Genomic DNA, 26,959 nt, shown 5'->3' on the forward strand with positions numbered 1-26,959 from the left:
CATTGATCCGCCACGCCCCGGCTACTGTGCATGGGGTTGTTTTCGCGTTTCTCGTTTGACCGCCCCGCGCAAAGCTCCGTTTACGCGCTCTCCGTCTCCCGGTGCACATCGTGCACCACGAGGCCCATGCCTTCGTCGGGCATCTTGATCCAGTCGCGGCGCTTCAGGGTGCGCTTGGTGTCTTCATAGCCGCTGGTCCAGTGCTCGCGCATCGAGGTGCCCGAGAATTCGTGGTCCTTGGCGTCGCCCTCATAGGCCTTCTGCTGGTAGATCAGATGCAGGATCGCGATCTCCGGCATGTTGCACAGGCTCGCCTTCAGCTTGCGCTCCTCCTCCGACAGTTCGTCGTCGGGAAGCTTTGCCAGCGCCTTGTAGAGCAGCACCTTGAGATTGTGGGTGCGGCGGTAGACGTCGGTGTTGTGGCGCGTGCGCGAGGAATACATGATGTCCTTGTGGCGGGCCATCACGTCCTGGATCGAGCGCGGCAGCACGCCGCGCGCGCTGAACAGGTCGACCTGGAACACCAGCGAATTGAGCGCGTCTTCCTGGTCGAGCAGATGCTGCAGCGGCGTGTTGGAGACGATGCCGCCGTCCCAGAAATGATCGGTGCCGATCCGCACCATTGGCAGCGCCGGGGGCAGGGCGCCGGAGGCCATGATGTGCTCCGGCTCGATCTCGTCATGGGCGTTGTCGAAATAGATGAAATTGCCGGAGAGCACGTTGACGGCGCCGACCGCGAAGCGGACCTTCTTCTCGTTGATGAGGTCGAAGTCGACGAGCTCGAGCAGGCTCTCCTTCAGCGGCATCGTGTCGTAATAGCTGGTCGCGGTCTTGGCGCCGACCGGGCTGAGCCAGGGATTGACCTGGTGGGGCGTGAAGAAGCCGGGCTGGCCCATCGCCGAGGTCATCCAGGAGCTGTAGAGGTTGCGCCACTGGCGGAAGACGTCGCCGTCGGGCGTGTAGTGCCAGATCTTGCGGTTGGTGATGCGCTCCCAGAAGATGCGCAGCGCCTCGAGCCGCTTCTCCGGCTTGTTGCCGGCGATGATGGCGGAGTTGATCGCACCGATCGAGACGCCACAGACCCAGTCGGGCTCGATGCCGGCCTCGTGCAGTGCCTGGTAGACGCCGGCCTGGTAGGCGCCGAGCGCGCCGCCGCCCTGCAGCACCAGCGCGACGCGGTCGCAGCGCTCGGGCCGCCAGCCCCGTGACGGCGGCTGATGTGTTGGATGAGCCGGTTGCGACGTGCGGGCGTCCATGGCGTGCCTCCCTGCGTGAGCCAAAACGATTGCGTCCGGCAGTGACGGCGTGATGACAATTCCGGCGCCGATGCATCGCCTGCATGCAGGATGACCGCCTTGGGAATGGCTGCGGTCGTGCGGCTGACGGAAAACCTTCACATCGCAGTCAATGACCGCCGCTAGCAATTCCTGCCGAACAGGATCACAGGAGAGCCGCGATGCGCAGCGAAGACGTGTTGAGACTTCCGTCCATGCCGGCAGCCGGGCCGAGCTATCCCGCCGGGCCGTATCGCTTCGTCAACCGCGAATTCCTGGTCATCACCTACGAGACCGATCCGGATCTGATCCGCGCCGGCCTGCCCGAGCCGCTGGAGCCGATCGACCAGCCGATCGTGCATTACGAATGGATCAAGATGCCGGACTCCTCCGGATTCGGCAGCTACACCGAGTCCGGTCTCGTCATCCCCGCGCGCCTCAACGGCGAGGAGGTCAATTTCGTCTCGCAGATGTATCTGGACGACGATCCGCCGATCGCCGCCGGCCGCGAGATCTGGGGTTTCCCCAAGAAGTACGCCCATCCCAAGCTCGAGATCGTCAAGGACACGCTGACGGGCACGCTGGAATATGCCGGCCAGCTCGTCGCCATGGGCACCATGGGCTACAAGCACGAGAGCATGGCCGGCAACGGCGATCTCACCCGCGCCACGCTGTCGAAGACGCAAATCAATCTGAAGATGATCCCGGGCGTCGACGGCCGTCTCGAAGTCTGCCAGCTCGTCGCGATCAACCTCGTCGACATCGTGCCGAAGGGCTCGTGGATGGGACCCGGCCGGCTGCATCTGGTGCCCCACGTCAATGCGCCGGTCGCGGATTTCCCGGTCCGCCGCTGCATCGGCGCGCATCACTACATCGCCGATCTGACGCTGCCGTTCGGCCGCGTCGTGCACGACTACGTCAAGGAAGCCGAGGCGGCGGCTTTGACCGGGCTGGCGGCGGAGTAGGGCGCCCCGCCATCATCAAACTGTAACAAAGCCGTAATTGAGTACCCGGGTGGATCTGGAAGGCGCTGTCAGGCGCCTTCCAGATTGGGGATTTGTTGACGGGTGGGATGGCCATGGCTGAAGCGGCAAAGCTCGTCGGCACGATCGCGAATGCCGAGCCCGCCATTCCCGGCCTGGTCTGGGCGTTCCGCCTGCACGGCGACGGCGGCGCCGAGGCGCTGCCGATCGACCAGCCGATCGAGTTCAGCCATGACGGCCGGCTCTGGCTGCATTTCAACCTGACGGATGCGCGCGCACGGCCCTGGATCGCGTCATCGCAGTTGCCGCCGCTCGCCCGCGAACTGCTGCTGTCGAACGACACCTTCCAGCAGCTTCACGTCATCGACCACTGCGTCTACGGCGTCTTCTCCGACCTCGTGCGCGAGATCGACACCGCAACGGAGGAGACCGCGTTCCTGCGCTTCGCCATGACCGAGCATCTCCTCATCAGCGGCCGTCATCAGGCACTGTGCTCGGCGGACGCGACGCGCCGCGTGCTCGAAGGCGGTTACCGCGTCGACAATGTCGCCCATCTCCTGGAGAAGATCGTCGACGAGGTCGCCGATACGCTGGACAGGATGGCCGACAAGCTCGGCCAGGAGATCGACGACATCGAGGAACGCATCCTAGCCGACGACGCCAAGCCGGAGATGCGCCGCAACCTCGGCCGCCTGCGCCGCACCTGCGTCAGGCTGCATCGCCAGCTCACCGGCCTGCGGGTGCTGTTCCACCGCCTCGACCAGAAGAACACCGATCATCTCTCACCCGCCTTGCGGATCCATGCCGGCAAGCTGGCGCAGCGGCTGGATGGGCTCGACCATGACATCGTCGAGCTTCGCGAGCGCAGCCGTCTCCTCGAAGAGGAGCTGCGCTTCAAGAACGAGGAGGAGAGCAACCGCCACCTCCACACGCTCTCGATCGTGACCTCGCTGCTGCTGCCGCCGACCTTGATCACCGGTATCTTTGGCATGAACACCAAGGGCCTGCCGCTCACGGAGGTCGAGACCGGATTCCTCTGGGCGGCGGTGCTGATGGCCTCGTCGGTCGCTGCGGCCTATCTCTTCATGCGGCGCACGGGCATATTCAAGTAGAGTATGCCAGCGGATATCAGCCGTGATCGGGACTGCCCATAGCTTTCTGTTGCGACGCGCGAGCGCGATTGTGCTGGCCTGCACGGCTGCGAGCACCAGCGCGCTCGCCGGTGCCAAGGACGAGAGCGCGGCCGAGTGGCTGTTTCCGAAATGGTTCAATGAATGGCATGACGGCCTTGCCAACAAGGGCCTGAATTTCGGCGCCACCTACATCGCCGACAACATTGCCAACGTCTCCGGCGGCGTGAAGCGCGGTGCCATCCATTTCGGCCGGCTCGATCTGTCTGTCGATGCCGATCTCGACAAGCTGGTCGGCTGGACCGGCGGCCGGTTCTACGCCAATGCGTTCGTGATCTATGGCCAGGGCCTCTCCCGCAACTACGTCATGAACCTCGCCACCATCAGCGAAATCGAGGCGCTGCCGGACCAGCGGCTCTACAATGCGTATTTCGAGCAGAGTTTTTTCAACGACCGCCTCAACATCCGGGCCGGCCAACAGGCGGCCGACGTCGAGTTCTTCGACAGCCAGACCGACGACCTCTTCATCAACGGCACCTTCGGCTGGCCCGCGATCAAGGCATCCAACCTTCCGGCCGGCGGCCCGGCGCCGCCGATCGCGGTGCCTGGCATTCGCATCAAGGCCGCGCTGAACGACAAGATCACCGTGTTCGGCGCGGTGTTCAACGGCGATCCGTCCGGGCCGGGCGCGGCCGATCCGCAACTGCGCGATCACCATGGCCTCGCGTTCCGCGTCAACGATCCGCCCTGGGTGATCGGGCAGGTGCGTTTCAACTACGACATCGATGTCGGGGGACGTCCGCTCGCCGGCAATTTCACACCCGGTGCCTGGAAGCACTACGGCTCCTTCGACAGCCAGCGCTTCACGGCCGAGGGGCTGTCGATCGCGGACCCCGGCGGCACCGGCATCCCCGCAAAGCTGCGCGGCAATTACGGCATCTTCGCCGTGATCGAGCAGGTGCTCTATCGCCCGCCGGAGGTCAAAGAGAACAGCACGTCAGCCTCGATCCCTGGCGTCACCGCCTTCGGCCGTATCGCCTATAGCCCACCGGACCGCAACCTGATCGACCTCTATCTCGACGGCGGCATCGGCTTCGTCGGCTTCGTCCCTGGCCGTCCGCTCGATCGCTTCGGCGTGGCGGCAGCCTACATGCGCATCTCGAACATCGCGCGCAATCTCGACGTCGACACGCAGGCCTTCACCGGCATTCAGAGCCCGGTGCGCAGCAACGAGACGCTGATCGAGATGATCTACGAGGCGCACGTCAAGCCGGGCTGGCTGGTCGCGCCTTACTTCCAGTACGTGTTCCGCCCCTCGGGCGGCATCCCCAATCCGAACGATCCGACCGGCGTCTCGCGGATCGGTGACGCCGCGGTGTTCGGCGTCACCACCACGATCAGGTATTAGGCCATCGCCGGCTTCGGCTCGGCCTTCGGTTGCCGCGACAGCGCCAGCACGATCAGCGAGGCGAACACGCAGAGCGCGCCCGCGATGAAGAACGCGGGCAAATAGCTCTGATAGACCGTCCGCGAGAAACCGGCGCCGAACGCGGCCGTGCCGGCGCCGAGCTGATGGCCGGCAAAGATCCAGCCGAACACCAGATTGGCGCGCTCGGGCCCGAACTTCTGCGCGGTGAGGCGCACCGTCGGCGGCACCGTGGCGATCCAGTCGAGCCCGTAGAACATCGCGAAGATCGACAGGCCGTAGAACGAGAAATCGCTGAACGGCAGGAAGATCAGCGAGAGCCCGCGCAGGCCGTAGTACCAGAACAAGAGGTAACGGTTGTCGTAGCGGTCCGACAGCCAGCCCGACATGATGGTGCCGAAGAAGTCGAAGATGCCCATCGCGGCGAGCAGGCTCGCGGCCTGCACCTGCGGGATGCCGAAATCGAGGCACATCGGGATCAGGTGGACCTGGACGAGGCCGTTGGTCGACGCGCCGCAAACGAAGAAGGTCGCAAACAGGATCCAGAACGCGCTGCTCTTCGAGGCGTCGCGCAGCGTGCCGAGCGCCACGCCCGTGATCGAGCCGTGGCTGACCGGCGGGACGGGCAGGGGAGCGGTACCCTCGTCGCCGAACGGGCGCAGGCCGACATCGCTCGGCCGGTCGCGCATCGCGAGCAGCACGGCGAGCGCGGAAACACAGAGCGCGATACAGACGAAGCCGAGCGCGAGCCGCCAGCCGTAACGTTCGGTCAGGCTCGCGAGCAGCGGCAGGAATACGAGCTGGCCGGTGGCGACGCTCGCGGTCATGATGCCGACGACGAGGCCGCGCCGCGCCGCGAACCAGCGCGTCGCGATGGTGGCGCCGAGCACCAGCGCGGTCATGCCGGTGCCGATGCCGATCACGACGCCCCACAGCGCCACGAGCTGCCAGACCTGCGTCATGCCGAGCGAGGCCACCAATGCCGAGACGACGATGAGCTGCGCGGTGAGCGTCACATTGCGCAGGCCGTAGCGATTCAGAAGCGCGGCCGCGAACGGCGCCATCAGTCCGAACAGGATGAAGCGGATCGAGAGCGCGGAGGAGATCTCCGCCGTGCTCCAGCCGAACTCCTGCTGAAGCGGAACGATGAACACGCCGGGTGCACCGACCGTGCCCGCGCTGATCAGCGCGGTCAGGAAGGTCACGCCGACCATCACCCAGCCGTAGTGGATATTGCGGCGGCCAAGTGTTGCCGCGAGCCAATTCGAAATCATTGGGCCTCAATCAGGGTAGGCAGGCCGCAACAGACCTGCGCGAAGTTGCAGAATGGCACGAAAGAGGGAAGTCTAAAATGACAGACTTCCCTCATTTACAGACGCCGGCGATCAGTGCGCGAGACGCTCTACCGCAATCGCCGTGGCTTCGCCGCCGCCGATGCAGAGCGCCGCGACGCCGCGCTTGAGGTTGTTGGTCTCCAGCGCATGCAGCAGCGTCACGATCAGCCGTGCGCCAGTGGCGCCGATGGGATGGCCGAGCGCGCAGGCGCCGCCATTGACGTTGAGCTTCTCTCTGGCGATGCCGAGATCGCGCTGCGCCGCCATCGCCACCACGGCGAAGGCTTCGTTGATCTCGAACAGATCGACATCGCCGGCGCTCCAGCCGACCTTGTCCAGCAGCTTGCGGATCGCCGGGATCGGCGCGGTGGTGAACCATTGCGGTTCCTGGCTGTGGGTGGCATGGCCCTTGATCTCGGCGAGCATAGGCAGACCATTGCGGTCGGCAAGCGAGCGCTTGGTCAGCACCAGCGCCGCGGCGCCGTCGGCATTGGCGGAGGAGGCCGCCGGCGTGATGGTGCCGTTGGCGCGGAACGCCGGCTTCAGGCCGGGAATCTTGGCGGGATCGACCTTCAGGGGATGCTCGTCATTGGCGATGATGCGGGGACCTGCCTTCTCGGTCAGCGTGATCGGCGCGATCTCGGCCTTGAACGCGCCGCCTTCGACGGCCTTGCGGGCGCGACTTAGCGTCTCCATCGCGTAGGTGTCCTGGTCCTTGCGGGTAAACTGATAGGCTTCCGCGGTGGCCTCACCGAAATCGCCCATCGAGCGGCCGGTCTCATAGGCATCCTCGAGGCCGTCCATCATCATGTGGTCGATGATGCGGTCATGGCCGACGCGATAACCGCCGCGTGCCTTCGCCAGCAGGTAAGGCGCGTTGCTCATGCTCTCCATGCCGCCGGAGACGACGATCTCGGCGGATCCCGCGCGGATGATGTCGTGCGCCAGCATGGTCGCCTTCATGCCGGAGCCGCAGACCTTGTTGACGGTGGTGGCGCCGGTGGCATCGGGAAGCCCGGCGCTACGTGCGGCCTGCCGCGCCGGTGCCTGGCCTTGCCCCGCCGGCAGCACGCAGCCCATGAAGACCTCGTCGACCTTCTCGGGCGCAAGTCTTGCGCGCTCCAGCGCTGCGCCGATCACGTGCGATCCGAGCTTGTGCGCCGGAAGCGCCGACAACTCGCCCATGAAGCGGCCGAGCGGGGTGCGGGCGGCGGAGACGATGACGACGGGATCGGTGGCTTCGGCCATGACAAAACTCTCTGCAATGACGGGTAAGATTATGATCATCATATGATGCGACGCAAAAAATGCAACTGCGGCCGGCATGAGAAATTGTCGTGGTTCGGATGAGATTTGGTCGTTCGAGTGAGAGCGGTGGTCGACGCCGTACTTCGGCGTCAGCACAGCCGTCACCCTAAACGACGCTGTCATTGCCCGCGAAGGCGGGCAATCCAGTATTCCAGAGGCCTACGTTGGCGAACTCGCTCTTGCCACTGGCGCCGCGGCGTACTGGATGCCCCGGTCAAGCCGGGGCATGGCACCTTGAGCTTGAAGAGAAGTTCTTTAGTGCAACGGTGAGGCGCCCCTACCGCTTCCTGTTCACGAACGCCTGCATCAGCCGCGTCGGCTCGTCCGTCAGGAACGACTCGCCGAACACCTTCACGCTCAAATTCACCGATTCCGTCAGCGGCAGTTCCTCCCACTGCCGTAGCAGCGCCTTCTGCGACCGCAGCGCCTCCGGCCCGCATTCGAGCAAGGCCTTCACGAGATGCTCGACCTCGGCATCCAAGCCGCCTGCCGGCGCGACCTTGTCGACCAGTCCCCAGGCGAGCGCCGTCGGCGCGTCGATGTTTTCGGCCGTCATTACCAGCCAGCGCGCGCGGGCCCAGCCGATCAGGCGCGGCAGCAGGGCGGCATGGATCACCGAGGGGATGCCGACGCGGACCTCCGGCATGCCGAAATGCGCATCATGCGCGGCGATGCGAAAATCGCAGGCCGCGGCCACTTCGAGGCCGCCACCGAGGCACCAGCCGGGCATGCGCGCGATGACGGGAGCCGGGAATTGGCGCACCGCCTCGCAGAGATCGCGCAAGCGGCTGATGAAGGCTTCGGCCGAGGTCTGGTCGAGCTTGGCCATCTCCTTGATGTCGGCGCCGCCGATCATGCTCTTCTCGCTCTGGCCGCGCAGCACGACGACGCGGATGCTGCGGTCGGAGCTGAGTTGCTGCAAGCCATCGCGGACCGCGTCGGAGACGGGCGAGCCCAGAATATTCAGCGAGCCCGCATTGCAGATCGCGACATGAACGACGCCGCGCGCATCGCGTGTCACACCGCAGTGGTTGTTGAGCATTTCCATCGTGGCATCTCGAAGGTTTCGTGGACAGGCGCGAGGCGCGCCGGTCGGCATGACTTCCGGGCCGAAATGCCAGGCTTGTCAAGCGGGCCGGGGAGCCGGAGTTGCCAGCGCGAAGTCCGCGGCATAGTATGACAAATATCATACAAAGAGGTGGCCATGACCGACATCAATCAGCTCGACCTGTTTTCGCCCGTACAGCGGCGGGAACGCGTGGTGGACTGGCAGGTGCCTGCGCCGGTCGCAAAAGTGGCGATGGGGCTTTCAGGCATGGACGCCATGCTGGGCATCCGCGACGGCCGGCTGCCGCCGCCGCCTTTCGCCAAGCTGATCGGCTTCGTCATGGCTGTGGTCGAGCCGGGCCGGGTCGTCATGGAACTGGAACCGCGCGAGGACCTCGAAAATACCATCGGCCTCCTGCACGGCGCGACGGCCGCGGCGCTGATCGACACCGCCATGGGCTGCGCGATCTCGACCCGGCTGGAGGCGGGGCAGGCGTCCGTGACCCTCGACCTGAAAATGACCTTCCTGCGCCCGCTGTCGGTTCGATCCGGGCTGATCTCGGCCGAAGGCAAAATCATCAAGCTGGGGCGCCAGACCAGCTACACCGAGGGTTTCGTGCGCGACGGCAAGGGCGCGCTCGCAGTCCATGCAACTGCAACCTTTTCCATGACCGGCAACGTCTTAACATGAATTAATGCACCGCCTGGTCCATTTCTGTGTTATGAGATGATCTCCGACATTCAATGAGACCCGCATGCGCTATTCCCGGGAACACAAGCAGGAAACCCACGACCGCATCGTGAAGAAGGCTTCGGTGCGCCTGCGCGAGAAGGGCGCCCACGGCATCGGCGTCGCCGACCTCATGAAGGAGGCGGGGCTGACCCATGGCGGCTTCTACGCGCATTTCGACTCGCGCGAGGCGCTGGTGATCGAGGCCTTTGCCTACGCGATGGACCGTGGGATGGAGCACTGGCGCAAGCGGTCCGATCAGGTTGCGCCCGAGAAGCAGCTCGGCCAGATGGTCGAGACCTATCTCTCGGCACTCCATCGCGACAATCCCGGCCATGGCTGCTCGATCCCCGCGCTCGGTGCCGAGATCGCCCGCGAAAGCCCGAAGACGCGCAAGGCATTCGCCGGCAAGCTCGATGAGATGGTTGAGATGATGACCGATTTCATCCCGAACCTGTCGCGCAAGGCGGCGCGCAAGCAGGCAATCGCGACGCTGGCGACGATGGCAGGCACCATGCTGCTGGCGCGCATTGCGGGCTCGAGCGAGCTGTCGGACGAGGTGCTGAAGGCGGGCAGGGACAGCGCGCTCGATGGCGCGAAGCGTGAGCCGAAGGTGACTGCGGCGAAGAAGGCGAAGCAGAGTTAGGCGAGGTCCCGTAGGGTGGGCAAAGGCGCGTGAGCGCCGTGCCCACGATCTCTCTCGGTCGCAAAAAATCCGTGGGCACGCTTCGCTTTGCCCACCCTACGAGAGCGGTGCTATCGCCCCCCAAACAGCGCCCGCTCGCTACGGGACCGATGCTCACCTTCCTGCAAACAACGCCCGCTCGCGCTCCACGATCTCGCCGATGTAATCCGCTACCGCCCGGATCCGCGCGAGGTCCTTGCTGTCCGCGTGCATCAACATCCAGAAGGTCCTGATGATCGAGACCTCTTCCGGCAGCACCGGCACGAGCTGCGGATAATCGCTCGCCATGAAGTGCGGCAGCACGGCGATGCCGAAGCCCGACAGCGTGGCATTGAGCTGCGCGATCAGATTGGCGCTGCGGAAGCGTGCAGAGATCCGCGGCGACACCTGCGGCAGATAGTCGAGCTCGGGCGTGAACAGCAATTCCTCGATGTAGCCGACGAAACGGTGCTGTGGCAGCACCTCGCGCGAGGTGATTTTCGGGAAGCGGTCGAGATAGGCGGGGGCGGCGTAGAGCCCGAGCCGGTAGTCGAGCAGCTTGCGGCCGACGATCCGGCCTTCCTTCGGCATGGTCAGGCTGATCGCGATATCCGCCTCGCGCTTGGAGAGGCTGAACAGCCGCGCGGTGGCTACAAGTTGCAGATCGAGATCGGGATAGCGGTCGGCGAAGGGCGCCAGCCGCGGCGCCAGGAAGGCGGTGCCAAACCCGTCGGGCGCACCGATCCGCACCGTCCCCGTCAGCCGCGCCACCGAGCCGCCGACCTGCTCCTGGTTGGCGACGATGGTGGATTCCATGGCTTCGGCGCTGTCGGCGACGCGCCGGCCAGCCTCGGTGAGGAGATAGCCAGTCTTGCGGCGGTCAAACAGCTTCGCGGAGAGGTGCTTCTCCAGCCGGTCGACGCGGCGGATCACCGTGGCGTGGTCGACGCCGAGCTGTTTTGCCGCAGCCGACACCGAGCCGCCCCGCACGATGGCCAGCACGAAGCGGAAGTCGTCCCAGTCGATGTGACCTTGATCCAGCATTTTCGCACATCTATGGTGCATTATCTCAGACTTGAATCCTATAAAATGCAGGTCGATAGGATTTGTCAAAGCGTTCAAGCTCGGCCTCAAGGAGATCATTCCATGCGTTCAGTCGGACATTTCATCGGTGGCAAGGAGGTCAAGGGTACCTCGGGCCGTACTGCCGACGTTTTCGAGCCGATGACCGGTGACGTCCAGGCCAAGGTCGCACTGGCGTCCAAGGCCGAGGTCCGCGCCGCCGTCGAGAACGCCCGCGCCGCGCAGCCGGAATGGGCCGCGACCAACCCGCAGCGCCGCGCCCGCGTCATGTCGAAGTTCGTGGAGCTGGTGCAGCGCGACTACGACAAGCTCGCCGAGCTGCTCGCGCGCGAGCACGGCAAGACCGTGCCCGACGCCAAGGGCGACATCCAGCGCGGCCTCGAGGTCGCGGAGTTCGCCTGCGGTATCCCGCATCTGATGAAGGGCGAGTACACCGAAGGCGCCGGCCCCGGCATCGACATCTATTCGATGCGCCAGGCGCTCGGCGTCGTCGCCGGCATCACGCCGTTCAATTTCCCGGCGATGATCCCGATGTGGAAGTTCGCGCCCGCGATCGCCTGCGGCAACGCCTTCATCCTGAAGCCGTCCGAGCGCGACCCCGGCGTGCCGATGCTGCTCGCCGAGCTCATGATCGAGGCGGGCCTGCCGGCCGGCATCCTCAACGTCGTCAACGGCGACAAGGAAGCGGTCGACGCCATTCTCGACGACCCCGATATCAAGGCCGTCGGCTTCGTCGGCTCGACGCCGATCGCGCAGTACATCTATGAGCGTGCTGCCCAGACCGGCAAGCGCTGCCAGTGTTTCGGCGGCGCCAAGAACCACGCCATCATCATGCCGGACGCCGACATGGACCAGGCCGTGGATGCGCTGATCGGTGCGGGCTACGGCTCGGCCGGCGAGCGCTGCATGGCCGTCTCCGTCGCCGTTCCCGTCGGCAAGTCCACCGCCGACCGCCTGATGGAAAAGCTGATCCCGCGCGTCGAGAGCCTCAAGATCGGCACCTCGATCGATCCGTCGGCCGATTACGGTCCGCTGGTCACGCGCGAGGCGGTCGAGAAGGTCAAGGGCTATATCGACATCGGCATCAAGGAAGGCGCGACGCTCGCCGTCGACGGCCGCGGCTTCAAGATGCAGGGCTACGAGAACGGCTTCTATCTCGGCGGCTCGCTGTTCGACAACGTCACCAAGGACATGCGGATCTACAAGGAAGAAATTTTTGGCCCGGTGCTTTCAGTCGTGCGCGCGCATGACTACAAGGAAGCGCTGGCGCTGCCATCCGAGCATGACTACGGCAACGGCGTTGCCATCTTCACCCGCGACGGCGACGCCGCGCGCGACTTCGCGGCCAAGGTGAATGTCGGCATGGTCGGCATCAACGTGCCGATCCCGGTGCCGATCGCCTATTACACCTTCGGCGGCTGGAAGAAGTCGGGCTTCGGCGATCTCAACCAGCACGGCCCTGACTCGGTCCGCTTCTACACCAAGACCAAGACGGTGACCTCGCGCTGGCCGTCGGGCGTCAAGGAAGGTGCGGAGTTCTCGATCCCGCTGATGAAGTAATCCTCTCAGGAGCGAGGCCGGGATGCAATTCGCTCTGAACGAGGATCAGATCGCGGTTCGCGACATGGCGTTGGCGTTTGCGGCGGAAAAGATCGCGCCGCACGCGCTGCGCTGGGACGAGGAGAAGCATTTCCCTGTCGACGTCATGCGCGAAGCCGCGACGCTCGGCATGGGCGGCATCTACATCCGCGAGGATGTCGGCGGCTCTGCCATGACGCGGTTCGACGCGGCGCTGATCTTCGAGGCGCTGGCGACGGGCTGCCCGACCACCTCGGCCTTCATCTCCATCCACAACATGGCGAGCTGGATGATCGATGCCTACGGCAGCGACACCCAGCGCAACACATGGCTGCCGAAGCTCTGCACCATGGAGCTGATCGCAAGCTACTGCCTGACCGAGCCGGGCGCCGGCTCCGATGCGGCGGCGTTGCGGACGCGCGCCGTGCGCGACGGCGATCATTACGTCCTGAACGGCCAGAAGCAGTTCATCTCCGGCGCCGGCGGCACGGATCTCCTGGTCGCGATGGTGCGCACCGGCGGCGACGGCCCCGGCGGCATCTCGACCCTCGTCATCGACGGCAAGACGCCGGGCGTGTCCTTCGGCGCCAACGAGCGCAAGATGGGCTGGAACGCGCAGCCGACCCGCGCGGTGATGTTCGAGAATGCCCGCGTGCCTGTTACCGGCCGGCTGAGCGAAGAGGGCGTCGGCTTCAAGATCGCGATGGCCGGCCTCGACGGCGGGCGTCTCAACATCACGGCATGCTCGCTCGGCGGTGCGCAAACCGCGCTCGACAAGGCGCGCGCCTACATGAAGGAGCGCAAGGCGTTCGGAAAACGTCTCGACGAATTCCAGGCGCTGCAATTCAAGCTGGCTGACATGGCGATCGAGCTCGAGGCCGCGCGCACCTTCCTGTGGCGCGCCGCCGCTGCGCTCGACCGCAAGGACCCCGACGCCACCATGCTCTGCGCGATGGCCAAGCGCTTCGGCACCGATGTCGGCTTCGATGTCGCCAACCACGCGCTGCAGCTTCACGGCGGCTACGGTTACCTCAGCGAATACGGCATCGAGAAGATCGTGCGCGATCTGCGCGTGCACCAGATCCTCGAAGGCACCAATGAAATCATGCGGCTCATCGTGGCGCGCAAGCTGATCGAGGGCGCGCGATGAGTTCAGTGGAAGAGGGCGATCTGGTCGCTCGCGTCGAAGGCGCGGCCGGCGTGATCAGGCTCAATCGCCCCAAGGCGATCAACGCCGTGACGCTGGAGATGTTTCGCGACATCGACAAGGCGCTCGACCGTTTCGGGGCCGATCCCGCCGTCGCCGTGATCCTGCTGGAAGGCGCCGGCGAGCGTGGCCTGTGCGCCGGGGGCGACATCCGCACGCTCTGGGAAAGCTCGAAGGTCAATGGTGACCTCGGCAAGATCCTCTGGCGGGAAGAATACATCCTCAACGCCCGGATCAAAAAGTTTCCAAAACCCTATGTCGCCTTCATGGACGGCATCGTGATGGGTGGCGGCGTCGGGCTCTCCGCCCATGCGAGCCATCGCGTCGTCACCGATCGCACCAAGCTCGCGATGCCCGAGGTCGGGCTCGGCTTCTTCCCCGACGTCGGCGGCACCTATCTGTTGGCCCATTCGCCGGGCGAGATCGGCACTTACTTTGGTTTGACCGGCCAGACCATGAACGGGCCAGACGCGATCCACGCGAAGTTTGCGGACGCCGTGGTGCCGGCCGCCAGATGGCCGGAGCTGCGCGCGGCGCTGATCGGGGTTCGTCCGAGCGTGACCGCAGCCGAGGTCACCAAGCTCATCGACGGTTTTGCGACCGGCGAGGTCGCGGGGCCCGTCGCGGCAAAAGAGCCGATCATCGACGCGCTGTTCGGCTTTGATCGCATGGGTGACATCTTTGCCGCGCTTAGGCGCGACGGGTCTGACTTCGCGCTGGCCACGCTCAAGACGCTCGGCGAAAAATCGCCGCGCGGCATGGTAGTGACGCTGAAACTGCTGCGGCTTGCGCGCGCCGCGTCGAGCCTGGAAGAGTGTCTGGTACGCGAATATCGCGCCGCGCTGGAGGTCTTCCGCAGCGACGACTTTCGCGAGGGCGTGCGCGCGGCCGTGATCGACAAGGACCGCAATCCGACCTGGTCGCCGCCGCGGGTCGAGGATGTGACGCCACAAATGCTTGCGCCCTATCTCGCCGAGATCGGCGCCGATGAGCTGAAGTTTAGCTAAAACAACGTTCAAGCGGAGGAAACGACAATGGCCACGATCGCATTCATCGGTCTCGGCAACATGGGTGGCCCGATGGCCGCCAATCTGGTCAAGGCCGGCCACAAGGTGGTCGCGTTCGACCTCGTCGAGGCCTCGCGCGCGCAAGCCAAGGCCGACGGCGCCGGCATCGCCGATAGCGCATCGGGCGCGGTGAAGGGCGCCGATGTCGTCGTCACCATGCTCCCCGCAGGCAAGCACGTGCTCGGCGTCTGGAACGAGGTCGTCCCTGCCATGACCAAGGGCACGCTGATCATCGATAGCTCCACCATCGACGTCGAAAGCGCGCGGCAGGCGCATGCGCTGGCGGCCAAGGGCGGCGTACTCTCGGTCGATGCGCCGGTCTCCGGTGGCACGGGCGGCGCCAAGGGTGCGACGCTCACCTTCATGTGCGGTGGCGAGGAGAGCGCGTTCGCGGCGGCAAAACCCGTGCTGGAGAACATGGGCAAGAAGATCGTGCATTGCGGCGGCGCCGGCGCGGGCCAGGCGGCCAAGATCTGCAACAACATGATCCTCGGCATTTCCATGATCGCCGTGAGCGAAGCCTTTGCGCTCGGCGAGAAGCTCGGGCTCTCGCACCAGGCGCTGTTCGACGTTGCCTCGACCTCGTCCGGCCAGTGCTGGTCGCTGACGACCTATTGTCCGGTGCCGGGCCCGGTGCCGACCTCGCCGGCCAACAACGACTACAAGCCGGGCTTTGCCTCGGCGCTGATGGTGAAGGATCTGACGCTGGCGCAGGATGCCGCCAAGGCCGCGGGCGCGGCGACGCCGCTCGGCAAGCATGCGCAGGAGATCTATCAGTCTTTCGACGCAGCCGGGCAAGGCGGGGTGGATTTTTCCGGAATTATCGAGCACGTTAGGGGGCTTGCTCGATCGTCCTCATCCTGAGGCGCGAGCGGAGCGAGCCTCGAAGGATGAAAAGACGGTACCTGTGGCCATCCTTCGAGACGCCGCTTCGCGGCTCCTCAGGATGACGGCAGTGAACGTGGTGAAGCCGGATGACAACCTTTCAGGAAGCGCGCGCGTTTCTGCTGCGACACCGCGCGGATTACGAGACAGCGGTCAAAGACTTCCGCTGGCCCGATCCGGTTCCCTTCAACTGGGCGCTCGACTGGTTCGACGAACTGGCGAAGGATGCGGACGCCAAGGACCGACCCGCGCTCTGGATCGTCGATGCTGCGCAGGACAGACAGACAAAATTGTCCTTTGCGGCGCTTTCGATGCGGTCGAACCAGGTCGCAAACTTCCTCCGCGCGCAAGGCTTGAAGCGCGGAGACCATCTCCTGCTGCTGCTCGGCAATGTGGTTCCGCTGTGGGAGACGATGCTGGCGGCGATGAAGCTCGGCGTGGTCGTGATTCCCGCGACGACGCTGCTCACCGCCGACGAGCTGCGCGACCGGCTCGATCGCGGCAGGGCGAAGGCGGTGGTGGCCGCCGAAGACCAGGTCGCGAAGTTCGCAAGCCTTGGCGCCGAGAACATCGTCCGCATCGTGGTGGGCGCGGCGTCGGACGGCTGGCTCGCCTATGACGAGGCGGGGAAAGCGCCGGAGCATTTTACACCTGATGGCCCGACCAACGCCGACGACCCGATGCTGCTCTATTTCACCTCGGGCACCACGGCGAAGCCCAAGCTCGTGCGGCACAGCCAGCGCAGCTATCCGGTCGGCCATCTCTCGACCATGTACTGGATCGGGCTGAAGCCCGGCGACGTCCATCTCAACATCTCCTCGCCGGGCTGGGCCAAGCACGCCTGGAGCTGCTTCTTCGCGCCGTGGAATGCCGGTGCCACCGTGTTCGTGGTCAATCAGCCGCGCTTCGATGCCAAGGGTCTGCTTGCCACCATCGGTCGCTGCGGCGTCACCACGCTGTGCGCGCCGCCGACGGTGTGGCGGCTGTTCATCCAGGAGAACCTTGCCTCGTTCAAGGTGGCGCTTCGCGAAGTCTGCGGCGCCGGTGAGCCGCTCAATCCTGAAGTGATCGATCAGGTGCAGGCCGCCTGGGGCCTCACCATCCGCGACGGCTACGGCCAGACCGAGACTACGGCGCTTGCAGGCAATTCCCCAGGCCAGCCCATCAAGGTCGGCTCGATGGGCCGCCCGCTGCCAGGCTATCGCGTGCAGGTCAGCGATGCCGATGGCAACCCGGCGAAGGAAGGCGAAGTGGCGCTGGTGCTCGGCGCTGACCGCCCGGCCGGCCTGATGCAGGGCTATCAGGGCGACGACGGCAAGCTGTCAGGGGCCGAAGGCGAGCTCTATCGCAGCGGCGACGTCGTATTCGAGGATGAGGACGGCTATCTCACCTTCGTCGGCCGCTCCGACGACGTGTTCAAGTCTTCCGACTATCGCATCAGCCCGTTCGAGCTGGAGAGCGTGCTGCTGGAGCATGAGCTTGTCGCAGAAGCCGCCGTGGTGCCGAGCCCGGATCCGATCCGGCTCGCGATCCCCAAGGCCTTCGTGTTGCTGACCTCGGGCGCAGAGCGCTCCCCGGAGACCGCGTTGTCGATCTTCAAGCACCTGCACACACGCCTTGCGCCGTTCAAGCGCATTCGTCGCCTCGAGATCGTCACTGAACTGCCGAAAACGATCTCTGGAAAAATCCGCCGCGTGCAGCTACGCAGGCTCGAGCGCGACGATGATCGCAATGATCCGCTGCGCGGCCGGGAATTCCGCGAGGAGGATTTTCCGGAGCTGCCGAAAACCCGGAGTGAGACCTAAGTGAACGAAGTCTGGAAGAAGCCGCCGATCACGCTGGATGCCTATCAGGCCATGGTCGGCAAGGAGATCGGCGTATCGTCGTGGCACCTGATCGATCAGCCCCGCATCGACACCTATGCCGACGTGATCGAGGATCACCAGTTCATCCACGTCGACCCTGAAAGGGCGAAGAAAGAGACCGCCTTCGGCACCACCATCGCTCACGGGTTTCTGACGATGTCGCTGCTGTCGATCATGTCCTACGAGGTGATGCCTGTCATCGCGGGCACCACGATGGGCGTCAATTACGGCTTCGACAAGCTGCGTTTCATCTCGCCGGTGCGCTCGGGCAAGCGCGTCCGCGGCCGCTTCGTTCTGGCGGAAGCCAGGCTGCGCAAGCCGAACGAGCTGCAATCCCGCACCAATGTCACGGTCGAGATCGAGGGCGAGGACAAGCCCGCGCTGGTCGCGGAATGGCTGGGGTTGATCTATTTCGCCTGACCTGAGGCGTCGTTGCCGGGCTTGACCCGGCAACCCATCGCTGCTCAAAAAGCGATCCAGAGCGGGGTTTTACCCTCTCCCCTTGTGGGAGAGGGTGCCTCGCGGAACGCGGCGGGTGAGGGGTCTCTCTCCGCGAGCGCATCTGCCGAGAGAGACCCCTCATCCGGCGCCGTAGCCGACGCTACGCGCCGGCGTCCATTTTAGGTACGGCGGCCGTAGGCCGCCTATGCCACCTTCTCCCACAAGGGGAGAAGGAAGAAGACAGGAACTGCTCTCATGGCAATCAGGTTCGACGGACGCGTCGCCATCGTCACCGGCGCGGGCAATGGGCTCGGCAAGGCACATGCGCTCGGGCTGGCCAGCCGCGGCGCCAAGGTCGTCGTCAACGATTTCGGCGGTGCGCGTGACGGCAGTGGCGGTTCGCTCTCGCCGGCCGAAGCCGTGGTCGAGGAGATCCGCAAGGCCGGCGGCACGGCAATGGCCGACGGTGCCGACGTCTCGAATTTCGAGCAGGTCACGGCCATGGTCGAGCGCGCTACCAAGGAGTGGGGCAGCGTCGACCTCATGTGTGCCAATGCCGGCATTTTGCGCGACAAGTCGTTCGGCAAGATGGAAGCCGCCGATTTCCAGAAGGTGCTCGACGTGCATCTCGTCGGCACCTTCTATTGCTGCAAGGCGGCCTGGGCCGGCATGCGCGACCGCAACTACGGGCGCATCGTACTGACGACGTCGTCCTCCGGCCTCTATGGCAATTTCGGCCAGGCCAATTACGGCGCGGCGAAGTCTGGCATGGTCGGCCTGATGAACGTGCTCGCCGAGGAAGGCCGCAAGAACGACATCCGCGTCAACATCATCTCGCCGACGGCGGCAACCCGCATGACGGAAGAGCTGTTGCCGCCGCAGGCGCTGCAATTGATGAAGCCGAACGCGATCACGCCCGCGGTCGAGTACATGCTGAGCGCGGACGCGCCGACCCGCACCATCATGGGCGCCGGCGCAGGCTCCTTCGCGGTGATCAAGATTGTCGAGAGCGAGGGCATCAACTTGCCGGAGTCCGAATGGACGCCGGACGCGATTGCCGCGCATTTCGCCGAGATCAGCGACATGTCGAAGGCCAAGGCGCTGCAAGGCGCGTTCGAGCAGACGCAGAAATACGTCGCGCAGGCCGCGGCTCGGGCGGGGATCAAGCTCTGACTGACGTCGCCGTCATCGGTGCCGGTCCCGCCGGGCTGATGGCGGCGGAGGTGCTGGCGCAGGGCGGCGCCCGCGTCACCGTCTACGACGCGATGCCGTCCGCGGGCCGCAAATTTCTGATGGCGGGCCGCGGCGGCCTCAATCTCACCCACAGCGAACCGCTGCCGCAATTCATGGCGCGCTATCGCGAGGCGGCCCCGAAGCTGCAGGCTGCGATCGCGGCGTTTTCGCCGGACACGCTGCGCGCCTGGAGCGAGGCCCTGGGCGAGCCGACCTTCGTCGGCACCAGCGGGCGTGTGTTTCCAAAAGCGTTCAAGGCCTCGCCCTTGCTACGCGCCTGGCTACGGCGGCTCGATGCGGCCGGCGTGCGGTTTGGGTTTCGCCATCGCTGGACCGGCTGCGATGACGAGGGACGGCTGCTGTTTCGAACACCCGATGGCCCGCTTGTCGTCGCGGCCAACGCCACGGTGCTGGCGCTCGGCGGCGCAAGCTGGCCGCGGCTGGGCTCGGACGGCAGCTGGACGGCGATCCTGGCTGACAAAGGCATCGCGCTGTCGCCGCTGCGGCCTGCCAATTGCGGCTTCACCGTCGCCTGGTCCGACATCATTCGCACGCGCTTCGAAGGCCAACCGCTGAAGGGGATTGCGCTGACCTTCGGCCCGCACAGCCTGCGCGGCGAGGCGATCATCACGCAATCCGGCATCGAGGGCGGGGCGAGCTACGCGCTCTCAGCTGAATTGCGCGAGGCGATTGCCGCGAACGGCGAGGCGGTGCTGCACGTCGCCTTGCGGCCGGATGTCGATCAGGCTGAGTTGGTCCGACGCCTGTCCGCGCCGCGCGGCAAGCAATCGTTCTCCAACTTCCTGCGCAAGGCCGTGCAGCTTTCACCGGTTGCAGTGGGGTTGCTCCAGGAGGCGGCGATCGGCGCGGGCCAGTCGCTGTCGGGTATGCCACCCGAACGATTGGCGGAACTCGTCAACGCTGTACCCATCAAGCTCACCGGCACAGCGCCCATCGTGCGTGCGATCTCCAGCGCCGGCGGCGTCTCGTTCGACGAGCTCGATGCCGATTTCATGATCGGCAAGCTGCCCGGCGTGTTCGCCGCCGGCGAGATGCTGGACTGGGAGGCGCCAACCGGTGGCTATCTGTTGCAGGCCTCGTTCGCGACGGGAGCCGCCGCGGGCAGGGGCGTCTTGCGACGGCTGGCGCAAGTGTCGTCCTGACCGTGCCGATCACGATGTGCCGGTCTTTGTCACGATATCCGTGATGAGGCCGAGCGCACCAAAGCTGGCAGCCACGATGCAGACCATCGTCCAGCCGCCATAGGTCCAGGCGAGCGATGCGGCCGCGGCGCCGACCCCGCCGCCGATGAAGAACAGCGCCACGAACAGGCCGTTGAGGCGGCCGCGCGCTTCCGGTCGCAACAGGTTGATTGCGCGCCGGCCCAGCGTCTGGTCGGTGGTGATGCCGACGTCGAGCAGGATCGTGCCGAGGCTCAGCAGCAGGAGGCTGGCGGTGCCGGACTCCAGCGCAGCCGCCCATGCACAGAGCGCAAGCGACGCGACGATGAGCAGATGGGCTGCGAGCAGCATCGGCCGGGCCCAGCCACGGTCGCCCCAGCGGCCGTCGAGAGGCGTCGCCGCAGCGCCGACGACGCCGATCAACGCGAACGCCGCAATTCCCTTTGTGTCGAGCAGGAACGGCGTGTCCGGCAGGCGCAGCGCGACGGCCGACCAGAAAGCGGTGAAGGACGCCATGACAAGCGCTGCCGTCCATGCGCGGACGCGCAGCACGGGCTCTTCCTGCAGCAGCTTCGGGAACGAGCGGAGCAGCCCTCCGTAGCCGGACTTTGCGGCCGGGCGCAGCGTCGGCAGATAGCGGCTTAGCCCCACGGCAAGAAGCGTCATCAATCCCGCCGAGACGACGTAATACACGCGCCAGCTCCAGAGATCCGCGATCAGGCTCGCCGCCGGCCGTGACAGCAGGATGCCGATCATCAATCCGCCCATGACCTCGCCGATCGCCTGGCCGCGCCGTTCCGGTGCCACCTGGGAGGCGACGAGCGGCACCATCATCTGGATCGCGGCGCAGGAAGCACCCAGGATGAAAGTTGCGAGCAGCAGCAGGTACGGGCTCGGCGCCAGCGCCGTGCCGAGGGCAGCCAGGATGGCGCAGCCAAGCGTGCGCAGGATCAGGCGCTTGTTCTCGACGAGATCGACGAGCGGCACGAGCAGAAGCAGGCCGAGCGCATAGCCCAGGAGCGTCAGCGTGCTGACCATGCCGGCTTGCCCCGCCGTCAACGCCAGCGATCGGCCGATCAGGCCAACCAGGATCTGGGGCGCGAACAGGTTGGTGACGACGACGCCGGCGGTGATGGCGCCAAGCCAGATCATGGATCGCTCGGCAACCGGCTTTGCGGAGGCAAGCTTCGTGGTTTCGGAGATGCTCATGGGACCTCGCAAGCTATTGGCGAGCCCCCTTTAAGCGAGAGATCTAATATGCTACAATTCAAATAAGGTGATAAAGAATATGCGGGATTGTAATGAACACCCATGACCTCGTCGCGTTCGTCGCTGTGGTCGAGACCGGTTCGATCGTCGCGGCATCCGCGCGCCTGAACCTCACCCAGCCCGGCGTGACCCGGCGTATCCAGAACCTCGAGGAGATGCTGGGAGCGCAGCTTCTGGACCGGCTGTCGAAGCCGCTGAAACCGACGGCTGCGGGCCACGAGGCCTATGAGCAGGGCCGGCGCTTGCTCAGGATGCTGGACGACCTCAAGTCGGGCGTCGCCAATGATGGCGTGGTGCGTGGCGAGTTCAGGCTCGGTCTGACGCCGTTCCTGTCGGAGGCCGGGCTCACCGCACCGCTTGATGCGGTGCGCGCCGAGTTTCCCGCGCTTGCCGTGCGGGTCGTGTCGGGCTGGTCGCCCAATCAGGTCGAACGCGTCTCGCGCAACGAGCTGGACGCTGCCGCGGTTTGCCTGCCTGATGGTGCGGTGCCGCCTGCCGATCTCGTCGCCGACGATCTCGGCGCCCAGCCGGTTGTGTTTGTCGTCGCGCGCGACATGAAGATCCCGAAGTCGGCCGACCTGGAGCAGCTCTCGCAGATGTCATGGGTGATCAACCAGGACGGCTGCGGGTTTCGCGACGCGTTGAAGCGGCGGTTCGACGCCGAGCATCTGCCATTCAACATCGCCGTAGAGGCGCTCGACAGCGAGCTTCGCCTGTCGCTGGTCGCGCGCGGCCTCGGCGTCGGCCTGGTGACGCCGATCGCACTGAAGCGGAGCGCATTCCGCGACAAGCTCAAGGCGGTGAAGACGCGAGACTTCAACCCCGCGGTGCGCGCATGGATGGTGCATCGCGCGCCCGCCGGCCGTCTCGCGCGCCCGATCAAGCTGTTTCGCGACGGCCTCGAAGGCGAGCTCCAGGCGCTGATGCGCGCCTAGCGCAGCTTCCCGCGCGCAGCCACCGGCAGTGTGCCGATGATCTCCTCGCCGCGGACCATCACCACCTCGTCCATCATGTTGACGACGACGCAGACGTGGTTCGGCACGATCCGGACGACGTCGCCGACATTGGGCCGCGTGTTGCTGCGGGAGAGGTCGAGAAAGCCGTGCTCCTCGGCAAATTTCGCGATCTTGGCTTCGGGATGCTCCAGGATCAGGCCGTGGCCGTCGAGGCCGCCGGTGTCCGTGGTCAGTGTCTTCGAGCCGGCATCGAGAATGCCGCGCTCGGGGGCAGCGCGGCTCACCACCGTCGAATAGATGTGCAGCGCGCAATCGTCCCAGGTCGCTGAACCCGCCGCGACCTGCATGCGGTCGTTGTAGATGTAGGTGCCGAAGCGGTGCTCGGTGCCGCCCTTGAGCTTGCCGATGTTCTTGAGGTTCGGCGTGCCGCCAGTCGAGACGATTTTTGCATCCAGCCCGTGCGCGCGCACGCCGGCGAGCGCCTCGTCGTAGAATTTCTGTGCGTCAGCCCAGCCGGTCTCGGTCGGGTAGAGCATGAAGCCGGCGAATTCCAGCCCCTTGGATGCCGCGATCTCGCGCGCCAGCGCGATCGCTTCGGCTGGCGTCTCGACGCCGGCGCGCTTGCGGCCCGTGTCGCATTCGACCACCACCGAGAGCGGACGGCCCGACGCCGCAGCGGCCTTGGGCAGGCCGGCGACGACGGTCGAATTGTCGGCGGCGACCGTCATGTTGGCCTTGGCATTCAGCGCGCCGAGCCGCGCCATTTTCTCTTCGCCCAGCAGATTGTAGCTGATCAGGATGTCGTCGATGCCGGCATTGGCCATGATCTCGGCCTCGCCGATCTTCTGGCAGGTGATGCCCTTGGCGCCGGCCGCGACCTGCATCTTGGCGATGGTCGGGTTCTTGTGCGTCTTGATGTGCGGCCGGTTGGCGACGCCGGCGTCGTCGCAGGCCTTCTGGATCCGCGCGATGTTGCGCTCGACCTTGTCCATGTCGATGACGGCGCAGGGCGTGCCGTATTCACGTGCGATCTTGGCGGCGAGGGTGGTTGTCATGGTTAAGCCTGCTCTATTTCTTCGCGAAGCATTTCGAGTTCGAGCCAGCGCTCTTCGGCAGCTGACAATTCTTCATGCGCCTTGGCGATGGCGGCCGACGTGTCGTCGAATGTCTTGCGATCCTTCGTATAGAGATTGGGATCGTCCAGCACGCGCTGCCATTTTGCAATATTGGCCTGCAATGTTTCCATCCGCTTCGGCAGCGTCTCCAGCGCGTGCTTCTCGTTGAAGCTCAGCTTCCGCTTGGGCGCGGAGGCGGGAGCAGCGGAGCGCTCCTCTTTCTTCTCTGCCGGCGCTTGCACCTTCGCCGTCTCGCGTTTCAGGTCCGCACCGCGCTGGGTCAGCATGTCGCTGTAACCGCCGGCATATTCAGTCCACTTGCCGTTGCCCTCGGGCGCGATCACCGAGGTGACGACGCGATCGAGGAAGTCGCGGTCGTGACTGATCAGGATGACCGTGCCCTCATAGTCGCCGAGCATGTCTTCCAGGACATCGAGGGTTTCGAGATCGAGATCGTTGGTCGGCTCGTCCAGCACCAGCAGGTTCGACGGCTTTGCGAGCGCGCGCGCCAGCATCAGCCGGCCGCGTTCCCCGCCGGAGAGCACTTCCACCGGCGTGCCGCGCTGCTCCTGCGCGAACAGAAAGTCCTTCATGTAGCCGACGACATGCTTCGGCTTGCCACCGACCATGATCTGGTCGCCGCGGCCTCCGGTCAGTGCATCGGCCAGCGTCGATTTGGGATCGAGGCTTTCGCGGTGCTGGTCGAGCGTCGCCGTCTCCAGATTGGCCCCTAACCGCACCGTGCCGGAATCGGGCTGCGCGCCGCCGGTGAGCAGATTGACCAGCGTGGTCTTGCCGGCGCCGTTCGGCCCGACGATGCCGAGCCGGTCGCCGCGCTGGATGCGCGTGGAGAAATTGTCCACGATCACGCGCTCGCCGAACGCCTTGGTGACGCCCTTGGCCTCGATCACCAGCTTGCCGGATTGCTCCGCTTCGGCAGCCGCGAGACTGGCGGTGCCGGCCGTGCCGCGATAGTTGCGCCGCTGGTCGCGCAGGGCATGCAGATTGCCGAGACGCTTGACGTTGCGCTTGCGCCGGCCGGAGACGCCGTGGCGCAGCCAGTGCTCCTCGTCGACGATCTTGCGGTCGAGCTTGTGCTGGTCGCGCTCTTCCTCCGCCAGCACTTCGTCGCGCCAGCTCTCGAACGAAGCAAAGCCGCGGTCGATCTGCTTGATCTTGCCGCGGTCGAGCCACGCCGTGGAGCGCGACAGGTTGGTGAGGAAGCGGCGGTCGTGGCTGATGATCACCAGTGCGCTGCGCCTGGAATCGAGCTCCTTTTCCAGCCATTCGATGGTGGAGAGATCGAGATGGTTGGTCGGCTCGTCCAGCAGCAGGATGTCGGGCGAGGGCGCCAGCACGCGAGCGAGCGCCGCACGGCGGGCTTCGCCGCCGGAGACGTTGGCCGGGTCCTCTTCGCCGGTAAGTCCGAGCTGCTCCACGAGGTAGCGCGCCTGGTACGGGTCGTCGCCGGGCGCAAGGCCCGCCTCGACATAGGCAAGCGTGGTCTTGTGCTCGCCGAAATCCGGCTCCTGCGGGAGGTAGCGCACGGTCGCGCCCGGCTGCACGAAGCGCGTGCCGCCATCGGGCTCGACGAGGCCGGCCGCGATTCTGAGCAGCGTCGATTTGCCGGAGCCGTTGCGGCCGATCAGGCAGAAGCGCTCGCTCGGCGCGACGTTGAGCTCGACGCCCGACAGCAGCGGCGTGCCGCCGAAGGTCAGCTTGATGTCTTTCAGTTGGATCAGCGGCGGCGCCATGACTAGCCTTGACTCGAATTCTGGCTCGTTGCGGCCGTATCGGCGCGGCGACGCTGGATCCGGCGCAGAGTCTGGTCGAGCGCCGAGAGGAAGGTGGAGCGGTCGCGCGGCGAGAATGATCGCGGACCGCCGGTGACTTCGCCGGCCGAGCGCAGATCCGTCATCAGATTACGCACCGCCAGCGTCATCCCGATCGACTCTTCCGTGAACGGTTTTCCGTTCGGCGCGATCACGTCGGCACCCGCTTTGACGCAGCGGCTGGCCAGCGGAATGTCCGAGGTCACGACGACATCTCCGGGCTTGACGCGTTCCACGATCCAGTCGTCGGCGGCATCCATGCCGGGACCGGCGGCAATGCGCTCGATCAGGGGATCGTGCGGCACGCGAATGAAGTTGCCGGCGACCACGCTCACGGCCACGCCGTGCCGGAGCGCGACGCGGTAGATCTCGTCCTTCACCGGACAGGCGTCGGCGTCGACATAGATGCGGGTGGGGGTGTCAGTCATTCGCCGCGTGGTACCGCATTCGGGCCGCAAAGGCGAGGGGATTGACCCGTGTTCCCGGGGCCCTACGATCAGCGCCGAAACAACAAGAATTTGGGGAAAGCCAAGCCATGCCGAACCGGCTCGAAACCTGGCGCGTCGAGGCCTACAACACCGCAAAACAATCCGAAAACAAGATGCATGACCACACGGTGGCGCGCCGCTTCGGCTTTTCCGGCGGGCTGGTCCCCGGCGTCGACGTCTTCGCCTACATGATGCACGTGCCAATCGCCCGCTGGGGCGGCGATTTCCTGTCGCGCGGGCTGGTCGAGGCCCGCTTCATCAAGCCGGTCTATGACGGCGAGACTGCCGATGTCGACGCCACCGAGCACAATGAGCTTCTGACGATCGAGGTGTTCAGCCGCACCGAGCTTTGTGCCACGGGCACGGCCTCCCTGCCGGCGGCCGCGCTTGCGGTGTCGTTGAGCGACTATGTCGAGGTGCCGGTTGTGGCCGAGCGCAAGCCGGTCAGCCCCGCGACGTTCGAAATGGGAAAATGGCTCGGTACGACACCCCGCCGCTGGGCCGGGCAGGACGCGGCTGACTATCTCGCCGACATCAGGGAGGCCGATCCGGTCTTCGCACGCGAGGCCCTCGGCCATCCCGGCCTGATCCAGCGCGTCATGAACCGCGTGCTGGTCGACAACACCATTCTGGGTCCGTGGATCCACGTCGGCAGCCGCATGCAGCTGCTGTCGCCTGTGCGTATCGGCGATGAGATCACCGCGCGGGCGAAGGTGACCGCGAACTACGAGAAGAAGGGCCACCGCTTCGTCGAGCTCGACGCGCTGGTCGTCGCCAATGGCACCACGCCGCTGGCACATTGCCAGCACACCGCGATCTACCAGCCGCGCGAGCAGGCGGCGGCGTAGCACAGGAAGCCACTC

Annotated in this window: 24 protein-coding genes; 15 read left to right on the forward strand and 9 right to left on the reverse strand. The window is 65.6% G+C overall.

The window, feature by feature from the left end; genetic code table 11:
- Positions 1 to 80 precede the first annotated feature (80 nt).
- Entirely contained in the window at positions 81 to 1,256 is a 1,176-nt protein-coding gene (locus tag I3J27_RS15790) for a patatin-like phospholipase family protein (protein WP_270170955.1), read from the reverse strand.
- Positions 1,257 to 1,456: 200 nt separating this feature from the next.
- On the opposite strand from I3J27_RS15790, the gene I3J27_RS15795 reads away from it, so the two are divergent.
- The 3 genes from I3J27_RS15795 (at position 1,457) to I3J27_RS15805 (ending at position 4,795) form a co-directional block, all read left to right on the forward strand.
- Positions 1,457 to 2,239 carry an acetoacetate decarboxylase gene (locus I3J27_RS15795; protein ID WP_270170957.1) on the forward strand — a complete coding sequence of 261 codons (783 nt, stop codon included), beginning with the start codon at positions 1,457 to 1,459 and terminating at the stop codon, positions 2,237 to 2,239.
- 113 nt (positions 2,240 to 2,352) lie between these two features.
- Positions 2,353 to 3,369: a transporter gene (locus I3J27_RS15800; protein WP_270170959.1), complete on the forward strand. Its 1,017-nt coding sequence runs from the start codon at positions 2,353 to 2,355 to the stop codon at positions 3,367 to 3,369.
- Between the two features lie 22 nt (positions 3,370 to 3,391).
- The gene (locus I3J27_RS15805) at positions 3,392 to 4,795 is read left to right on the forward strand and encodes a carbohydrate porin (RefSeq protein ID WP_270170961.1); all 1,404 of its coding nucleotides are present in this window, start codon (positions 3,392 to 3,394) and stop codon (positions 4,793 to 4,795) included.
- On the opposite strand, the gene I3J27_RS15810 is transcribed toward I3J27_RS15805, so the two are convergent.
- The 3 genes from I3J27_RS15810 to I3J27_RS15820 form a co-directional block, all read right to left on the reverse strand.
- Positions 4,792 to 6,087, reverse strand: coding sequence for an MFS transporter (locus tag I3J27_RS15810; protein WP_270170963.1), 1,296 nt, complete (start codon positions 6,085 to 6,087; stop codon positions 4,792 to 4,794). The genes I3J27_RS15805 and I3J27_RS15810 overlap by 4 nt on opposite strands.
- A 111-nt stretch (positions 6,088 to 6,198) precedes the next feature.
- Entirely contained in the window at positions 6,199 to 7,395 is a 1,197-nt protein-coding gene (locus I3J27_RS15815; RefSeq protein WP_270170965.1) for an acetyl-CoA C-acyltransferase, read from the reverse strand.
- A 337-nt stretch (positions 7,396 to 7,732) separates the two neighbouring features.
- Positions 7,733 to 8,503 carry an enoyl-CoA hydratase gene (locus I3J27_RS15820; RefSeq protein WP_270170967.1) on the reverse strand — a complete coding sequence of 257 codons (771 nt, stop codon included), beginning with the start codon at positions 8,501 to 8,503 and terminating at the stop codon, positions 7,733 to 7,735.
- A gap of 156 nt (positions 8,504 to 8,659) precedes the next feature.
- On the opposite strand from I3J27_RS15820, the gene I3J27_RS15825 reads away from it, so the two are divergent.
- Together I3J27_RS15825 and I3J27_RS15830 are read left to right on the forward strand one after the other, a co-directional pair.
- On the forward strand, positions 8,660 to 9,193 hold the full coding sequence (locus tag I3J27_RS15825) for a PaaI family thioesterase (protein ID WP_270170969.1): 534 nt from the start codon (positions 8,660 to 8,662) through the stop codon (positions 9,191 to 9,193).
- A 64-nt stretch (positions 9,194 to 9,257) separates the two neighbouring features.
- The gene (locus I3J27_RS15830; RefSeq protein WP_270170971.1) at positions 9,258 to 9,878 is read left to right on the forward strand and encodes a TetR/AcrR family transcriptional regulator; all 621 of its coding nucleotides are present in this window, start codon (positions 9,258 to 9,260) and stop codon (positions 9,876 to 9,878) included.
- 153 nt (positions 9,879 to 10,031) lie between these two features.
- Here the strand turns inward: I3J27_RS15830 and I3J27_RS15835 are convergent, their stop codons facing one another.
- Positions 10,032 to 10,940, reverse strand: coding sequence for a LysR family transcriptional regulator (locus I3J27_RS15835; RefSeq protein WP_270170973.1), 909 nt, complete (start codon positions 10,938 to 10,940; stop codon positions 10,032 to 10,034).
- A gap of 102 nt (positions 10,941 to 11,042) precedes the next feature.
- On the opposite strand from I3J27_RS15835, the gene I3J27_RS15840 reads away from it, so the two are divergent.
- The 8 genes from I3J27_RS15840 to I3J27_RS15875 all read left to right on the forward strand — a co-directional run bounded on the left by I3J27_RS15840 (position 11,043) and on the right by I3J27_RS15875 (position 20,418).
- Positions 11,043 to 12,539, forward strand: a complete 1,497-nt coding sequence (locus tag I3J27_RS15840) for a CoA-acylating methylmalonate-semialdehyde dehydrogenase (protein ID WP_270170975.1) — start codon at positions 11,043 to 11,045, stop codon at positions 12,537 to 12,539.
- A 22-nt stretch (positions 12,540 to 12,561) separates the two neighbouring features.
- Entirely contained in the window at positions 12,562 to 13,707 is a 1,146-nt protein-coding gene (locus tag I3J27_RS15845; RefSeq protein WP_270170977.1) for an isobutyryl-CoA dehydrogenase, read from the forward strand.
- Positions 13,704 to 14,771, forward strand: coding sequence for an enoyl-CoA hydratase/isomerase family protein (locus I3J27_RS15850; RefSeq protein WP_270170979.1), 1,068 nt, complete (start codon positions 13,704 to 13,706; stop codon positions 14,769 to 14,771). Before I3J27_RS15845 ends, I3J27_RS15850 begins: the two co-directional genes overlap by 4 nt.
- A gap of 27 nt (positions 14,772 to 14,798) precedes the next feature.
- Positions 14,799 to 15,695: a 3-hydroxyisobutyrate dehydrogenase gene (mmsB, locus tag I3J27_RS15855; protein WP_270170981.1), complete on the forward strand. Its 897-nt coding sequence runs from the start codon at positions 14,799 to 14,801 to the stop codon at positions 15,693 to 15,695.
- 110 nt (positions 15,696 to 15,805) lie between these two features.
- Positions 15,806 to 17,521: an AMP-binding protein gene (locus I3J27_RS15860; RefSeq protein WP_270170983.1), complete on the forward strand. Its 1,716-nt coding sequence runs from the start codon at positions 15,806 to 15,808 to the stop codon at positions 17,519 to 17,521.
- Positions 17,522 to 18,001, forward strand: a complete 480-nt coding sequence (locus I3J27_RS15865; RefSeq protein WP_270170985.1) for a MaoC family dehydratase — start codon at positions 17,522 to 17,524, stop codon at positions 17,999 to 18,001.
- Positions 18,002 to 18,277: 276 nt separating this feature from the next.
- Positions 18,278 to 19,195 carry an SDR family NAD(P)-dependent oxidoreductase gene (locus I3J27_RS15870; RefSeq protein WP_270170987.1) on the forward strand — a complete coding sequence of 306 codons (918 nt, stop codon included), beginning with the start codon at positions 18,278 to 18,280 and terminating at the stop codon, positions 19,193 to 19,195.
- 38 nt (positions 19,196 to 19,233) lie between these two features.
- Positions 19,234 to 20,418 carry a TIGR03862 family flavoprotein gene (locus I3J27_RS15875; protein WP_270170989.1) on the forward strand — a complete coding sequence of 395 codons (1,185 nt, stop codon included), beginning with the start codon at positions 19,234 to 19,236 and terminating at the stop codon, positions 20,416 to 20,418.
- A gap of 9 nt (positions 20,419 to 20,427) precedes the next feature.
- Here the strand turns inward: I3J27_RS15875 and I3J27_RS15880 are convergent, their stop codons facing one another.
- Entirely contained in the window at positions 20,428 to 21,645 is a 1,218-nt protein-coding gene (locus I3J27_RS15880) for an MFS transporter (protein ID WP_270170991.1), read from the reverse strand.
- A gap of 92 nt (positions 21,646 to 21,737) precedes the next feature.
- On the opposite strand from I3J27_RS15880, the gene I3J27_RS15885 reads away from it, so the two are divergent.
- Entirely contained in the window at positions 21,738 to 22,640 is a 903-nt protein-coding gene (locus I3J27_RS15885; protein WP_270170993.1) for a LysR family transcriptional regulator, read from the forward strand.
- On the opposite strand, the gene I3J27_RS15890 is transcribed toward I3J27_RS15885, so the two are convergent.
- Genes I3J27_RS15890 through I3J27_RS15900 form a run of 3 tightly spaced genes read right to left on the reverse strand, consistent with a single transcriptional unit; the run spans position 22,637 to position 26,036 of the window.
- Positions 22,637 to 23,716, reverse strand: a complete 1,080-nt coding sequence (locus I3J27_RS15890; protein ID WP_270170994.1) for a D-TA family PLP-dependent enzyme — start codon at positions 23,714 to 23,716, stop codon at positions 22,637 to 22,639. The two genes, I3J27_RS15885 and I3J27_RS15890, sit on opposite strands and share 4 nt — an antisense overlap.
- Positions 23,717 to 23,718: 2 nt before the next feature.
- A complete protein-coding gene (locus I3J27_RS15895) occupies positions 23,719 to 25,530 on the reverse strand; it encodes an ABC-F family ATP-binding cassette domain-containing protein (protein ID WP_270170997.1) in 1,812 nt (603 codons plus the stop codon).
- 2 nt (positions 25,531 to 25,532) lie between these two features.
- The gene (locus tag I3J27_RS15900; RefSeq protein ID WP_270170999.1) at positions 25,533 to 26,036 is read right to left on the reverse strand and encodes a YaiI/YqxD family protein; all 504 of its coding nucleotides are present in this window, start codon (positions 26,034 to 26,036) and stop codon (positions 25,533 to 25,535) included.
- Between the two features lie 107 nt (positions 26,037 to 26,143).
- Here I3J27_RS15900 and I3J27_RS15905 point away from each other — a divergent pair, with 107 nt between their 5' ends.
- Entirely contained in the window at positions 26,144 to 26,944 is an 801-nt protein-coding gene (locus I3J27_RS15905; RefSeq protein ID WP_270171001.1) for a MaoC family dehydratase, read from the forward strand.
- The last annotated feature ends 15 nt before the right edge of the window (positions 26,945 to 26,959 follow it).

Origin of the sequence: Bradyrhizobium xenonodulans (assembly GCF_027594865.1) — a bacterium.
GTDB classification, from domain to species: Bacteria; Pseudomonadota; Alphaproteobacteria; order Rhizobiales; family Xanthobacteraceae; genus Bradyrhizobium; species Bradyrhizobium xenonodulans.